Below are 13,671 nucleotides of genomic sequence, written 5' to 3' on the forward strand. Positions count from 1 at the left end.
GTTCGGATCGCTGTTAGGGCTGCATCTCGCCACGCAGCTCGTGGACGGCCTCGGCCTTCACCGGCGGGGCTGCGTTGCCCCAGCTGTTGCGCACATAGGTGAGCAGGTTGGCGACGTCCTCGTCCTTCAGGTTCCAGGCGAAGGCCGGCATGGAGGGGCCGGTCGGCCGGGCATCGGTGGCCCCGGCCCGGCTTCCCGCCAGCACCACCCGGATCAGCGAGGTGGCATCGGCATTGTTCACCAGCGGCGCGGCGGCGAGCTTCGGGAACAGGCCGGTGATGCCCTCGCCCTGGCCGACATGGCAGCCCGAGCAGCGGTCCTCGTAGATCGCCCGGCCGGCGACCATGCGCGGATCGGCGGCGGCGAGCGGCGCCGGCGGCGCGGCGGGCGAACCGTCAAGGCTCTTCAGATAGGTCGCCACCGCCTTGAGGTCGGCATCGGTCCACTGGCTGGACGACTTTTCCACCACCTCGGCCATCGGCCCGGAGGCGATGTCGTAGCGGTTGGCGCCGTCCTTCATGTAGGCGACGAACTCGTCAGTGGTCCACTTGCCGATGCCCTGATGCGCGTGGCCGGTGATGTCCGGCGCCAGCCAGCCGTCGACGACGTTGCCGCGCAGTGCCTCGCCGGCCTTGTCGCCGCCCATGACGTTCTTCGGCGTGTGGCAGGTGCCGCAATGGGCGAGGCCCTCGACGATGTAGGCGCCGCGGTTCCACTCGGCGTTCTGCCTCGGATCGGGGACGTATTCGCCCTTGGTGAAGTTCAGCAGGTTCCAGCCGAACAGGCTGAGCCGGATGTTGAACGGGAAGGGCAGCTGGTTGGTCTCGACCTCGTTGTGCACGGGATCGAGGGTCTTGAGATAGGCGAACAGCGCCGCGTTGTCGGCCGCCGTCACCTTGGTGTAGGCGGTGTAGGGCATGGCGCCGTACAGGTGGTAGCCGCCCTTGGCGACGCCTTCCGACATGGCGCGCTGGAACTCGTCCAGCGACCAGCCGCCGATGCCGGTCTCGCGGTCCGGCGTGATGTTGGCGCCGACCAGCCGGCCGAACGGCGTCTCGATCGGCACGCCGCCGGCGAAGGGCTTGCCGCCGGGCGCGGTGTGGCAGGCGGCGCAGTCGCCGAGCACGGCGAGATAGCGGCCGCGCTCGACGGTGACGAAGTCGGACTGGTCGCCGGCGAAGGCGGTGCCGGTGAGGCCGCCGACGAGGGCGAGCGTGAGGAGAGCGAGCTTCCTCATGCCGGCACCAGCGCGCCCGGCGCCTTCAGATAGAGGTTGCGGATCGCGTCGGCGGCCTTGAAGGCCAGCGCCGCGGCGGTGCCGGTCGGGTTGTAGCCGGGGTTCTGCGGGAAGGCGGAGGCGCCGACCACGAACAGGTTCGGCACGTCCCAGGTCTGCAGGTACTTGTTCACCGAGCTGGTGGTCGGATCGGTGCCCATGACGAAGCCGCCGACCACGTGCGAGGACTGGTAGGGCGCGCTGTTCCAGTGCCCCTTCATCGGCCGCTCGACGATCTGGCGCGGCCCCATGGCGCGGGCGATCTCCCCGACCTTGGAGGTGCAGAACTGCGCCATCTTCAGGTCGTTCTCCAGGAAGTCGAACGTGACCCGCAGCAGTGGGCGGCCGAGCCGGTCGGTGTAGGTCGGATCCAGCGACAGATAGTTGCCGCGCGTGGCGTAGCTCGACGCCTCGCAGCCGATGCTCATGGTGCTGAGATAGGCCTTCTGGGTCTCGCTCTTCCATTTCGAGCCCCAGCGCGGCGTGCCGGGCGGGGTCGGGCGGCTGGCGATCGGGGCGGCGCCGATCGGCGTGACGCGGATCGAGCCGCCGCCGAAGAAGCCGAGGCCGGAATGGTCGAAATTGTCGTTGTTGAACTCGTCGATCCCCATGCCGACGGCGCCGCCGCCGATGAAGGAATTGAAGTTCTTGTCATCGAAGAACAGCTGCACGCCATTGGCGGTCTGGTAGCAGTAGTTGCGCCCGGTGGTGCCGGTGTTCGACACCGGGTCATAGGGCTTGCCGACGCCGGAGAGCAGCATCAGCCGCACATTCTCGAAGGTGAAGGCGCTGACCACCACGAGGTCGGCCGGCTGCTCCCATTCCTGGCCCGAGCTGTCGACATAGACGACGCCGGTGGCGCGGGTGCCGGAGCGATCGAGGGTGACGCGCAGCACCTCGGAATTGGTCACCGCGGTGAAGTTCGACTTGCGCACCAGCGCCGGCAGCACCGTGGTGATGGCGCTGGCCTTGGAATAGTTGGCGCAGCCGTAATTGGTGCAGAAGCCGCAGAAGGTGCACGGCCCCATGGTGACGCCGAGCGGGTTGGTATAGGCCTCCGACAACAGCGCCGACGGCACCGGAAACGGCTTGTAGCCGAGCTTGCGCGCGGCTTCCGCGAACAGCGTCGGCCCATAGGGCTGCTTCATCGGCTTGGTCGGGTATTCCTCCGAGCGCGGGCCCTCGAACGGGTTGCCGCCCTCCTGGAGGACGCCGTTCAGATTGCCGGCCTTGCCGGAAATGCCGGCGAGACGGTCGAAGGAGGCGTAGTACGGCTCCATCTCGGCCCAGTCGGTGCCCCAGTCCTGGAGCGTGAGCTCCTCGGGCATCGCGGCGGCGCCGTACTTCTCGGTGAGATAGCTCTTCAGGCGGAAATCGTCCGGCCCGAAGCGGAAGGTGATGCCGGCCCAGTGGTTGCCGGCGCCGCCCGTGCCGTTGCCGGGGTGGAACGAGCCCCAGTTGCGCATCGGCAGCGCGGTCTGCGAGGCGTTGTTGCGGGTGGTGATGGCGCTCTGCGCCGGGCGCACCATCAGTTCCTGGCGCTGGTTGTAGCGCAGCTCGTCGGCGGCGGTGGCGATGTTGAAATCGCGGGCGGTGTCGCGCCACGGGCCGCGCTCGATGGCGACCACGTCGAGCCCCTCGTCGGTGAGCTCATTGGCGATGATGGAGCCGGCCCAGCCGAGGCCGATGACCACCACATCCTTGCGGGGGAGTTTCGTAGCCATGGGCTAGCCTTTCGTCTTCCATTCCGGCCGGCCGGCAATCGACAGCGGCGGCAGGTCCAGCTTCTCGTTGTGACGTTCGACATAGTCGCGGTAGTCGTAGCGCGCGCCGGGAAAGCCCAGCATCTTCCACGACACCATGTCCTTGTTGCCGCCATAGATCGGGTCGGCGAAGAAGCCTTCCATGGTGTTGCCGAGCACGATCTCGAACAGCAGCTTGCCGTCGAAGCCGGGCAGCTCGATCTTGCCGGCCTCGATGCCGGCGAGGATCTCGTCGCGGGTCTCGCCCGGCAGTTCGGCGAAGGCCTTGGAATGGCTGGCGTGGCACCAGGCGTCGAGCGCGGCGAGGCCGCGACGGTAGCGGTCGCGCGGCACGAATTCCGACTGGTCGCCCTGTTCCGGCGTGCCCTTCTGGAAGGGCCCCTGCATGTAGAGCCGCTCATAGGAGCCGTAGGAGCCGGCGAGCTGCCGGTCGATGAACTCGGCGCAGCCGGCATCCTTGCCGGACATGCTGAGGTCGTCGGCCGGGATCAGCCGCTCGACCATGGCCTCGACCGTCCGCGCCTCATCGGGCGTGAAGAAATACCAGCGGCCGCCCGGCAGGGTTTCCGGCGGCGCGTAGTCGAAGGGCGAGAAGGGCTGCGTGCCGCGGATCACATCGCCGAAGGCCTTGCCACTGGCGGCCAGCAGCGCGGCCATCGCCGTCGATGTGAGAAACCTGCGGCGTGAGACGCCCGGAGGACTGGAAGTGAGCATCGAACTCCCTCTGGTGATCGCAGCCGACCCGCCCGTCGACCAGAAGGGGATATAGATTAGTAAAATTCCAGATGCACCCCAAGCCATGCGAGAAATGCATAGATTTGAGCCATCAATTTGTCGAATTCCGTGACGGAAACCGCGGAAACCCTGCCATTGCGGATTGCCGGTTGGGTTGGTTTGCCAGCTAAAATATTGAAAATGCTTGAATTGTGTTTAGTGTCGCGTTTCCGGGCATGGCGCTTTTCCGCCATTTCCCGGAAATCAGATACCGCAAATCTTCATGCCGAAACGGCGCGGAACGGCTTACGTGGCGACGGCCAGATTCGTGTCGACCAGAGCCGCCGCCGGCACCACGTCGAGCCCGGCTGCCTCGGCGATGAGCCGGAAGGAGCGCAGGCGCTGAGCGTGGTCGTAGACGTCCGACACCACGATGAGCTCGTCGGCACCGGTCTCGGCGATGAGCGCGTCGAGGCCGGCGCGCACCGTCTCCGGCGAGCCGACGATGGAGCGGGCGAGCATGCGCATCGCCTGCGCCTTCTCCATCGGCGACCAGTAGCTCTCGATGTCGTCGATCGGCGGCCGGCTGAGGCCGCGCGCGCCGCGGAAGATGTCGGCGAACGACATTTGCTGGGTGGTCGCCAGCCGGCGCGCCTCGGCATCGGTCGGGGCGGCGATGACGTTGACGCCGACCATGGCGTAGGGGCGGGCGAGCTGCTCGGACGGCTTGAAGCGGCTGCGGTAGATGTCGAGCGCGGAGAGCAGCATCTCCGGGGCGAAATGCGAGGCGAAGGCGTAGGGCAGGCCGAGCTCGGCGGCGAGCATCGCGCCGAAATTGCTGGAGCCGAGGATCCACAACGGCACCTCGGTGCCCGCTGCCGGCACCGCCTGGATGCGCTGGCCCGGCGCCGCCGGGGCGAGGAAGGCCTGAAGCTCCAGCACGTCCTGCGGGAAATTCTCGGCGGATTCGTTGGTGCGGCGCAGGGCGCGCAACGTCGTCTGGTCGGTGCCCGGCGCGCGGCCGAGCCCGAGATCGACACGGCCGGGGAACAGCCGCGCCAGCGTGCCGAACTGCTCGGCGATCACATAGGGCGAATGGTTGGGCAGCATGATGCCGCCGGCGCCGACCCGGATCCGCGACGAGCCGGCGGCGATGTGGGCCAGCACCAGCGAGGTGGCGGCGCTGGCGATGCCCGGCATGTTGTGATGCTCGGCCACCCAGATGCGGTTGTAGCCCCAGCGCTCGGCATGGGCGGCGAGGTCGCGGGCGTTGTCGAACGCGCCGCGCGCGTCGGTCTCCTCGGTAACGCGGACGAGGTCGAGAATGGACAGGGCCGTCAATGGCTTGCTCCCGGCAAAAGCGCAGTCGGCGGCACGGGCGGATGCGCCATCATGCCGCCGGAAAGCGGAGGTTGTCTCCATTTATCTCGATGCTATATGGAGACGGTCTCCATATCCAGTCAACCGGATCGAGCGGCGGAACGCGCATGAGTACCGACGTTGTGAGCGGCGAACCTTCCCGGCTTCGCGCCGATGCCCGGCGCAACCGGGAGCGCATCCTGCGCACCGCCCTGCGGCATTTTTCGCAGCACGGCATCGACGCCTCGCTGGACGACATCGCACGCGAGGCCGAGGTCGGGGCCGGCACGCTCTACCGTCATTTCCCCTCGCGCGAGGCGTTGCTCGCCGCGGCGCTGGAGGGCCGGCAGAAGGAATTGCTGGGCGGTGCGCAACAGGCGAGGGAGATCGCCGATGCGGGGGCCGCGCTCAGCGCCTGGCTCGCGGCATTGCAGGACTATCTGCGCAGCTTCAACGGCTTGCCGGCGCCGGTGCTGGCGGCGGTGAAGCAGCAGGGCTCACCGCTGTGCCTGTCCTGCAACGCGCTGGTGGCGCTGACCGGGGAGTTCCTCGATCGGGCGCAGCAGGACGGCCATGCCCGCCGCACGGTGACGGCGAACGAACTGTTCCTGAGCGCCCTCGGCCTCGCCTGGGTGCTGGACCGGGCGGAGACGTGCGGCACCTCGCGCCAGGCGCTGGAGAAGGTGCTGGCGCACGGCTATCTGTCCACGCCACCTGACGTCGCACCGGATGGCGGCGCTAGTGGAGCCTCGCAGGTGGGCTGAGCGCCGGGCAAACGGCCGGGCTCCTGGATTTATCGGCATGCACGGCGAGGGGCCGTTCCGCGCCGATAGCGGGGACGGCTGGCCGCGTGGCGCGAGCTGCCGGCGTTCCGGCTGGGCATCGTGGCGAACGCCGGAAGCCGCGCGGTGTCGGGCCTGACCCTCCGGTCCGCCCGGCTGCCCCGACTTGCGCGCCGACCCGTTTCCGCAGGATGCGGGCTGCCGGGACCGGCGGCTCTCACGTGTCGATGATGCGTGCCCGGCCTCGTTCCTGATGTAGACTGACGACGCGAAGCGGTGCCGCCGGGGAGGGGTGATGAAGATGAAACGGATTGTCGTGCTCGTGGCCTTGTCGATGCTTGCCGCCGCCACGGGCGATGCCGGCGCGCAGACGATGAATGGATCGCTGGACCAGCCGATGCCGCAATCGTTGCAGCCGATCCAGCCGAACCAGCCGGCCTACGATCCCTCGGCGCCGGATTCGATGACCGGCCAGATTCAGCCGCCCCCGGGGCCGCCGCCGGAGGGCCGGGCGGCGGAGATCAAACTGCCGGATTGTACGCCGGGCAGTTGCGGCGTGCCGGACATCATGGCGCCGCCGGCTCCATGACCGGCCGCCGGAGCGTGGCCCCGTGCCGGCCGAAAGGCGGCCGGCGTTCGGGGCGCGCTTGAAGGCGAGCCTGCATCGCGCCGCGTGTGGCGAGCGGCCGCTCGCGGTCAGCCTTCCGAATCCATGGGCGGCAGGGTGCGATCCGCTTCCCCCAGCTCCCTCTGCATCAGCACAGTGTCGACCCAGCTGCCGAATTTGAAGCCGACCGCCTTCAGCGTTCCCACGGTTTCAAAGCCGAGCCGCCGGTGCAGGGCGATGGAACCGGCATTGCCGCTATTGCCGATCACCGCCAGCATCTGGCGCCAGCCACCGGCCTCGCAGCGCCGGATCAGTTCCTCCAGCAACGCGGCGCCGATGCCGCGCCCGCCGAGGTCCTGGGCGACATAGACGGAATCCTCGACGGTGTGGCGATAGGCCGGGCGCGGCCGATAGATCGTGGCGTAGCAATAGCCCAGAACGCGGCCGCCGCCCTCGGCCACCAGATAGGGCAGCCCGGCCGCGCGAACGGCGGCGCGCCGGGCGGTGAGTTCGGCGGATGATGGCGGGGTCGTCTCGAAACTGGCAAGGCCGTGCAGAACGTGATGGGCATAGATGGCCTGCACCGTCTCCATGTCGGCATCGACCGCGTCGCGGATGCGGAACGAGAGGACGTCGTCCTTGTCGTGCGCGGTGGCGTCGTTCATCGCGGTCCTCTCGAAATGGGCGGGCCGAATCCGTGGTGGCGCGCAATTCCTTTGCCGGGAAGCTAGATCAGCCCGTGCGCGGACGCACGCGCCTCGCGGAGCCGCCGGCGGGCGATGGTTCGGGGCTGTCTGCGAGCGGGGGATGGTCGCGGCCGGGCGGGAAGGCCGCGGCGACCGGCGGCCAGTGTCGTGGCCAGGCCTCGAAGCCGGGCTCCGCTCGCCTGCCGCCGATGCGCGGGGGTGGGGTGCCGGGCATCGCGTGGCGGGCGATGGCCCAAAACGAAAGAGCCGCCTTGCGGCGGCTCTTCGTAAACCTCGATAAATCGAGAGTTTTGGTTGCGGGGGCAGGATTTGAACCTGCGGCCTTCAGGTTATGAGCCTGATAATTTTCATTTTCCGCAATTTCCAGATATTTCCGCGCATGTCAACAAACCATTGAAAAATAGTGATTTATCCGCGATGATGATTTCTGTCGTTTCCCCGCATTTCCATCCGCGGTGGCGACTCAGTGGCGACACGAAAGCAGTCAGGTTGTCGCCCAACACGTGCGGGGGTTGCGTGCCGGTCATCAAAATAAGCCGCACGACAGTGGCTGCCCTGCAGCCAGCGGAGAAGCCATACATAGCTTTCGACGCGACCTTGAAGGGGTTCGGCGTCAGAGTCATGCCGACGGGGGCGATGAGCTACATCGTCGAGTACCGGCCCGGCTCTGGCGGGCGCAGCGTGGCGAAGCGGCGCGTGACCGTCGGGCAGGTAGGTCCGGCCATGTCGCCTGAGGATGCTCGGAAGGCGGCGCGCGATCTGCTGGCAGGCGTTCTGCGTGGAGAGGATCCCGCCGCGGGGCGGACCAAGGAGCGGGCGATGCCTAGCTTCGCCGTGTTCGCCGACACGGTGTTGACCGAAGCCGAAGCGATTGCCGAGGCACAGCCTGATGAGGCTCACCTGCGGCCCGGCACCTTGCGTAACTACCGGTCCCTGATGCGCCAGCATCTCGGAGTGGCGATCGGTTCTATGAAGCTCGACGCCATCACTCAGGCCGACGTCGCGAAGCTTCACCGAAAGGTCGGAAAGGAAATGCCGGTGACGGCCAACCGGTGCCTTGAGTTGATCGGCTCCATTTTCAAGGAGGCTGGTCGGCAGGGGCTGGTCACCATCGGGCACAACCCCGCGAAGGGGATTCCGGCATTCAAGGAACATAACGCAGAGCGTTTCCTCTCGGATGATGAACTGGGTCGCCTCGGTGATGCGCTTCGTGTCGCGGAGGATGAGGGGATTCCTTGGGATCTCGACCCAGCGTCGACGTCCAAGCATGTGCCGAAAGTGCAGAAAACAAGGGTCGATCCCGACGCGGCCAACGTCATCCGGCTCCTGATCTTCACCGGCGCTCGCCTCCGCGAAATTCTCCATGCCCAATGGGAGAATGTCGACCTACAGCGCGGGTTCATCACTTCAATGTCGAAGACGGGGAGGAGGCACATATTCCTGCCACCTGCCGCCGTCGAGATATTAGCCGGCATGCCGCGCCGCGATGCCTATGTCTTCCCCGGCACGAACAGCACTGCGGAGGCGCCGTGCCCGCGTGCAGATATCAATCGCCCCTGGCGCGCTGTGCGTAAATTCGCTGGACTTGAAGATATTCGGCTGCACGACCTCAGGCACAGCTACGCAGCTACCGCGGCGGGCAACGGGGCCAGCTTGCACATGATTGGAAAGCTGCTCGGCCACGCGTCGCCGAAGACGACTGCTAGGTACGCGCATCTTGCGCACGATCCGATGCGCGACGTCGCCGAGAGGGCAGCGGGGAAGATCGCAGCGGCGATGGGGGCGGCAACAAGCGGCAACGAAAAATAATTCGGGGAAGCGCTAGCGCGCGTACCTCGTTTTCCCTAGTTCTCTATGCGTCGGTTTTCGGCGCTCGATCAGGGAGTGCCGAGATGTTGAAGGTGAAAGACGCCGCTGCCCGATTGGGGCTTTCGATTTCGACGTTGAACAAATGGCGCTGCTTCGGCGCCGGGCCGACATTCCACAAATTTGGCAGTGCCGTTTTCTACGCGCCCGAAGACCTCGACCGGTGGGCGGCCGAGCATCGCCGCACGTCGACGTGGGCCGGCAACGACAACAGCCCAAAGGCGGCGGCGTGACATGACGGCCCTCGTCCCCCTCGACACCCTCGGCGCCGAGATCAAAGCTCGGCTTGAGGCCGGCGACAAGGCTATCGGGAAGGCAGAGGATCACTATCTCGCCGCCGGCCTCCGCTTGGTCGAGGCGCGCCAGCGTGTCGAGGCCGAGGGCGGTGCTTTTCGCGAATTCCTAGCCGCTCACGGCATAGGGAAGTCGCGCGCCTATGAGGTGATGGCCGTTGCCGAGGGCAAGAAGACCTTCGCCGGCATCCGGGCGAAGACCGCTGAGCGCGTCGCGCGTCACGCTGAACGGAGTCGGGAGGCACTGTCCGTTACTAGCGGACATTCCGTCGAGGCCGAGGCGCCGGTGTTGGTTGAAGATGACGAACTCGGGCCGCTGCGGAAGGAGGTGGAAAGGCTAAAGAAGGAGTTGGAGCGGACAAAAGCAAAGCTGGAAGAGGCCACCGGCCAGGTGCTGGCAATGAAGGCAGAAGCCAGCGTTGCTGTGCGTCAAAGGAACGACGCGCAAGCCAAGCTGATGTATGCGAACGCCGACAAAGACCGCCTCGCCACGGAGCTATCCGAAGCCAGAGAGGAAATTGAGAGACTGAAGACGGCCAGCCAGCTGGCGAGGGATGCCGGCATAGAGAGAATGGAGGAAATGCTCCGACATCAATATCTTAGTGCAGCACTCGATTTCGAGGGGGTTATCGGAGACCCTGATGATGTCGACCCACTCACTGCCCGCGTCGTCGATGCGTTCCTGGAAGAAGGCATCACGGCCGTCGGCATGATGTGGATACTGAGCTACGCCGGCTTCTCGAGGTGTAACGACTTCCTGAGCGCGGCCTGCAACGATCGGGAAGTTCGACAAGCCAAGTGGGTGGCACATGCGGACGATATCCGCCAACGACTGACACCTCGGGCAACACGCGGATCTCAATCGCCCTCAATCGCCATTGACGCATCGACCAAGAACGCCCCAGCCCCCTCCATAGTGCCCACCCCGTCCGACGGCGATGAGCCTTTCGAAGTGCTGCCGCACTTCCGCAAGGACTTCCCGCCGCGCCCTACAGCGTAGCTCGCCCGCGCCGCCTAACACCTGCTCAAGCAGCCGCCCGCCAGTGCGGGCCGATCCACCTCCTGTTGGAGGCTTCCAGCTTGAAGATTCTTTCCATCCGCCCGGCACCGCCGGGATCGGGAACGCTCGCCCATGCCGATATCGATGTCGGAGGGCTTAGAATATTCGACGTCGTCATTCGGCGGGCCGCGGACGGTAGCCTTCGCGCCTTCCCTTCCGAGCGCGGGCGCAAGGCGACCGTGAGCTTCGGAATCGAATTCGCCCAGTCCATTACTCGCGCCGCGGAACCGGCGATCGGAGGCAGTAGCCGTGACGCAGCCGCAGCGTAATTCCTATCGCGCCACCAACGACGCCGCCCTAGCTGATCTTGCCGCCTGGGTGCCCGGCCTCGGCCTTCCCCGCCTGAAGCGCACGCAGTCCGGTTACAGTGCCGTCGCGGGTTTCCGCCCATCTCGCCGTGCGGGCCTGCCTGAGGCGAAGCGTCCGCGTGCGCTGTCTTTCAGCAACCGCGGCATCCGAGACCACGCCGAGGGGCAGGTATACAGCCCCATAGACATAGTCGCCGCCTGCCTGGGCATTGCCCCACGGGCTGCGAAGGACTGGCTTTCCGATGCCCTGGGCGGCACCGTGGCGGCGCCCTTCGCCCCGGCACAGCCAGCGACGCTGCCCCTTGTCCGCTCGCCTCGATCGATGAGCGAGGCCGTACTGCGCCGCTGGGCGCAATGCATCCCCATCACCGGGACATTGGTAGAGGCATATCTGGCGAGCCGGGGGCTCGCTTACGAAGGCGACGCTCTCCGCTACTGGCAGCGCGATCATGCGATGGCCGCGCTGGTGACGGACCCGGCGACGGGCGACGCCCATACGATTCAGTTCACCTACCTGGACGAGCAGGCTCGCAAGATCGGCCGGCTTTTCATGAAGGGCTACCCGTCCACCGGCGTGGTGAGACTTTCGTCGGACGACACCGTCACGAGCGGCCTCGCCATTGCCGAAGGCATCGAGACCGCCCTGGCGACGCCGTTCCGCCCGATCTTGGCCTGTCTTGTGGCGAACAACCTCGCAGCTTTCCCGGTGCTCGGCGGCATCGAGGCCCTGACGATCTTCGCCGACAACGACGCGAGCGGCACAGGCGAGCGAGCGGCATTGACCTGTGCCGAGCGATGGCATGCGGCAGGAGTGGAGGTGACAGTTCGCATGATGGATGCGGTGGGCGTTGACTACGCCGATCTGGTGGAGGCGGCGTGATGGTGGCTCTCGGCGAAAAGGTCATTCAGTTCCGCCCTGGCGAACCGTTCCGCAAACCCGATCCTGAGCCGCAGGGCGAGCCTGCGGGCATCCGCCTCCTGTCCTTCGAAGAATACAAGTCCAAGCAGTTCGGCACGGCCGATGCGATGATCAAGGGACTGGTGCGCACCGGCACGCTTATAGCCGTCGGGGGGCGCCCCGGCGCCGGCAAGACCGCGCTCATGGTCGCCATCGCCGATGCCCTCGATAAGGGCGAGCCGTTCCTCGGACGAGAGACCAAGGAGACCACCGTGGCCTATATCGCGGCCGAGGACGGCGGCGACGTTGCGAACCGCCTTGAGGCAATCGGCAATACCTCCATCAAGATCGTCGACTCACCGGATGGGTTCCCACTGACCAAGCCAAAGCAGGCCGCTGCGATCGCCCGTGAGGTGGTGCGGCAAGCAAAGGCGCTGGACCCTGATCGCCATGTGCTGCTGGTCGTCGATACCCTGCGTGCCGCGCTCGGTGGGCAGTCGGTCCTGGACGACAAGTACACATCGCCTGCCCTGAATGCGCTGCGTGAGATAGCCGAGGCCGAGGGCGTTGTGATCGCGGTGCTGAACCATACGAACCGAGAAAACAACAAGGCCACGAAGGGCGAGACCCTCGAGGCGGTAACGGCACTTGAGCTCGTGCTGCTGGATGGTGAAGGCGATTGGCACACTGTGTACGTCGGTAAAAACCGAAGCGGGCCAAGTCATCGCAACATCGGTAAGGTTCGATACACGTCAGTCCAGATCGGCGACGTGACCGCGGCCATTATCGAGGAAATGGTCGCCGACGAGACTGCCGCGGACGCTCCCAAGGAGCGTGGCCCGTCCGACAACGCGAAGATGGTCCGGGAAATCATCGCAACCGCGCTGCTCGATTCAAGGGACTTCATCCGGCCCTACGGCAGTGATGGGCCACAGGTGAAGGCCGCGGAGATCTCAGACATTCGCGCGAAGTTCTATGCTCGGCGGGAGGGGAAGCCGGATTCGAAGCTGAAGGCCTTCACTCGTGCTCTGAACTATTGGACCGAGAAGGGCTGGTTGGTTCGCGGCGATTTCGGTGTGGAGGGTGCTGTCTGGCTGTCCGGCAGGGAAGTGTCCGGCGCCTGAGGCGGACAGCCGGACGGACAGGACCCCAACCTAACAACTGTCCGTCCTGTCCGGTATAGAGCAGCCGGACGGACAGGACGCGGATATAGGGTTTTGTCCGTCCTGTCCGGCTCACCCCCGCCCTTCGCGCGATCTCGCGATCACTCCACCGCGCCCACTCCCCATCCTGCAACAAGGTCAGGACGGCGCGGCGCTAACCGAGAACGATGCGTACGTAATTCCAGAATAAGATGATGGCGGCAATAATGCCGGTGGATGTGGAGACCGTCAGTGAAGTAACCCAGATGGGGTATTCGCTGATCTGCGTCAGGCGCTGAGCAAAGGTGAGCTTGTCCTTAATTTCCAGATAATCAGCTGGCGGCGCGGTGGAGCGTACCAGCCTGTAGATGTGGCGCATCGCGATGGCAGAGGCCGCCATCTTGTAGACCTCGAAGACCACAAAAGCGACAAGTGAAGTCCCGAGGAACAATGCAATCCATGCATTCCTGTGGCGGGAAAGATCGCCTTGAATAACCGTCCATAGCGCGAAACACCCGGCATATCCGGCCAGAGTGATGACATTCATGTAGCCCGTTGCTTTTTCAAACGGTGCCGCATGGAGCGAAACGATAATGTCTTGATGCGCCCGCTTTTGCGCATCAAGGTCGCCCAGCTTGTCGGTAAGCTGACGAACCCTTTCGCCATTCTTTATAGCCGCTATATCATGCTCAATAGATTCCAGTCGCTTAAGAATCTCTTCGTTCATGTAAACACCAGCGTCCAACTCGAGGGTGAGTCTTGCCGGTCTCAGCATACAGCGTGACGCGGCTGGGCCTGAAGCCGAGCGGCGCATAACCAGACATCCTCGACGCTCTGTTTCCGGCGCGGCGCCACGATGCGGCATAGCGCTCGGACAGTTGGGACAGTCGGCGGGA

At 65.7% G+C, this 13,671-nt stretch carries 14 protein-coding genes and 1 tRNA gene; 8 read left to right on the plus strand and 7 right to left on the minus strand.

Features of this window, described 5'->3' with window-relative positions:
* Positions 1-13 precede the first annotated feature (13 nt).
* From LGR54_RS21330 to LGR54_RS21345, 4 genes are all read right to left on the minus strand, one after another.
* Positions 14-1,237 (minus strand): cytochrome c, encoded by a 1,224-nt coding sequence (locus tag LGR54_RS21330; protein WP_230363979.1) that lies wholly within the window; start codon positions 1,235-1,237, stop codon positions 14-16.
* On the minus strand, positions 1,234-3,000 hold the full coding sequence (locus tag LGR54_RS21335) for a GMC family oxidoreductase (protein WP_230363980.1): 1,767 nt from the start codon (positions 2,998-3,000) through the stop codon (positions 1,234-1,236). The genes LGR54_RS21330 and LGR54_RS21335 overlap by 4 nt, the downstream gene beginning before the upstream one ends.
* Positions 3,001-3,003: 3 nt before the next feature.
* Positions 3,004-3,696 carry a gluconate 2-dehydrogenase subunit 3 family protein gene (locus LGR54_RS21340; protein ID WP_230363981.1) on the minus strand — a complete coding sequence of 231 codons (693 nt, stop codon included), beginning with the start codon at positions 3,694-3,696 and terminating at the stop codon, positions 3,004-3,006.
* A 363-nt stretch (positions 3,697-4,059) separates the two neighbouring features.
* Positions 4,060-5,094 (minus strand): LLM class flavin-dependent oxidoreductase, encoded by a 1,035-nt coding sequence (locus tag LGR54_RS21345; protein WP_230363982.1) that lies wholly within the window; start codon positions 5,092-5,094, stop codon positions 4,060-4,062.
* 146 nt (positions 5,095-5,240) lie between these two features.
* Here LGR54_RS21345 and LGR54_RS21350 point away from each other — a divergent pair, with 146 nt between their 5' ends.
* Together LGR54_RS21350 and LGR54_RS21355 are read left to right on the plus strand one after the other, a co-directional pair.
* Positions 5,241-5,876 carry a TetR/AcrR family transcriptional regulator gene (locus LGR54_RS21350; RefSeq protein ID WP_230363983.1) on the plus strand — a complete coding sequence of 212 codons (636 nt, stop codon included), beginning with the start codon at positions 5,241-5,243 and terminating at the stop codon, positions 5,874-5,876.
* A 313-nt stretch (positions 5,877-6,189) separates the two neighbouring features.
* Positions 6,190-6,483 carry a hypothetical protein gene (locus tag LGR54_RS21355; RefSeq protein ID WP_230363984.1) on the plus strand — a complete coding sequence of 98 codons (294 nt, stop codon included), beginning with the start codon at positions 6,190-6,192 and terminating at the stop codon, positions 6,481-6,483.
* Positions 6,484-6,590: 107 nt separating this feature from the next.
* Here the strand turns inward: LGR54_RS21355 and LGR54_RS21360 are convergent, their stop codons facing one another.
* Both LGR54_RS21360 and LGR54_RS21365 read right to left on the minus strand, forming a co-directional pair.
* Positions 6,591-7,166, minus strand: coding sequence for a GNAT family N-acetyltransferase (locus LGR54_RS21360; RefSeq protein ID WP_230363985.1), 576 nt, complete (start codon positions 7,164-7,166; stop codon positions 6,591-6,593).
* 333 nt (positions 7,167-7,499) lie between these two features.
* A tRNA-Met gene (locus LGR54_RS21365) sits at positions 7,500-7,567 on the minus strand.
* Positions 7,568-7,754: 187 nt separating this feature from the next.
* Between LGR54_RS21365 and LGR54_RS21370 the strand changes: the two genes are divergently transcribed.
* The 6 genes from LGR54_RS21370 (at position 7,755) to LGR54_RS21395 (ending at position 12,757) form a co-directional block, all read left to right on the plus strand.
* A complete protein-coding gene (locus tag LGR54_RS21370; RefSeq protein ID WP_230364001.1) occupies positions 7,755-9,017 on the plus strand; it encodes a site-specific integrase in 1,263 nt (420 codons plus the stop codon).
* An 83-nt stretch (positions 9,018-9,100) separates the two neighbouring features.
* On the plus strand, positions 9,101-9,307 hold the full coding sequence (locus LGR54_RS21375) for an AlpA family transcriptional regulator (RefSeq protein WP_230363986.1): 207 nt from the start codon (positions 9,101-9,103) through the stop codon (positions 9,305-9,307).
* Position 9,308: 1 nt separating this feature from the next.
* Positions 9,309-10,367, plus strand: a complete 1,059-nt coding sequence (locus LGR54_RS21380; protein ID WP_230363987.1) for a hypothetical protein — start codon at positions 9,309-9,311, stop codon at positions 10,365-10,367.
* 80 nt (positions 10,368-10,447) lie between these two features.
* Positions 10,448-10,696 carry a hypothetical protein gene (locus tag LGR54_RS21385; protein WP_230363988.1) on the plus strand — a complete coding sequence of 83 codons (249 nt, stop codon included), beginning with the start codon at positions 10,448-10,450 and terminating at the stop codon, positions 10,694-10,696.
* Positions 10,677-11,615, plus strand: a complete 939-nt coding sequence (locus tag LGR54_RS26125; RefSeq protein WP_230363989.1) for a toprim domain-containing protein — start codon at positions 10,677-10,679, stop codon at positions 11,613-11,615. Before LGR54_RS21385 ends, LGR54_RS26125 begins: the two co-directional genes overlap by 20 nt.
* On the plus strand, positions 11,615-12,757 hold the full coding sequence (locus LGR54_RS21395; protein ID WP_230363990.1) for an AAA family ATPase: 1,143 nt from the start codon (positions 11,615-11,617) through the stop codon (positions 12,755-12,757). The genes LGR54_RS26125 and LGR54_RS21395 overlap by 1 nt, the downstream gene beginning before the upstream one ends.
* 193 nt (positions 12,758-12,950) lie before the next feature.
* Here the strand turns inward: LGR54_RS21395 and LGR54_RS21400 are convergent.
* Positions 12,951-13,671, minus strand: a 721-nt coding sequence (locus tag LGR54_RS21400; protein ID WP_230363991.1) for a hypothetical protein, incomplete at its 5' end; no start/stop codon positions are given.

Source organism: Ancylobacter sp. Lp-2, assembly GCF_020523795.1.
GTDB lineage: Bacteria > Pseudomonadota > Alphaproteobacteria > Rhizobiales > Xanthobacteraceae > Ancylobacter.

What these genes read in the sequence shown, in the direction of transcription:
- LGR54_RS21330 (WP_230363979.1), bottom strand. Translation starts at nt 1,237, where the DNA reads ATGAGGAAGCTCGCTCTCCTCACGCTCGCCCTCGTCGGCGGCCTCACC.
- LGR54_RS21335 (WP_230363980.1), bottom strand. Translation starts at nt 3,000, where the DNA reads ATGGCTACGAAACTCCCCCGCAAGGATGTGGTGGTCATCGGCCTCGGC.
- LGR54_RS21340 (WP_230363981.1), bottom strand. Translation starts at nt 3,696, where the DNA reads ATGGCCGCGCTGCTGGCCGCCAGTGGCAAGGCCTTCGGCGATGTGATC.
- LGR54_RS21350 (WP_230363983.1), top strand. Translation starts at nt 5,241, where the DNA reads ATGAGTACCGACGTTGTGAGCGGCGAACCTTCCCGGCTTCGCGCCGAT.
- LGR54_RS21355 (WP_230363984.1), top strand. Translation starts at nt 6,190, where the DNA reads ATGAAGATGAAACGGATTGTCGTGCTCGTGGCCTTGTCGATGCTTGCC.
- LGR54_RS21360 (WP_230363985.1), bottom strand. Translation starts at nt 7,166, where the DNA reads ATGAACGACGCCACCGCGCACGACAAGGACGACGTCCTCTCGTTCCGC.
- LGR54_RS21375 (WP_230363986.1), top strand. Translation starts at nt 9,101, where the DNA reads ATGTTGAAGGTGAAAGACGCCGCTGCCCGATTGGGGCTTTCGATTTCG.
- LGR54_RS21380 (WP_230363987.1), top strand. Translation starts at nt 9,309, where the DNA reads ATGACGGCCCTCGTCCCCCTCGACACCCTCGGCGCCGAGATCAAAGCT.
- LGR54_RS21395 (WP_230363990.1), top strand. Translation starts at nt 11,615, where the DNA reads ATGGTGGCTCTCGGCGAAAAGGTCATTCAGTTCCGCCCTGGCGAACCG.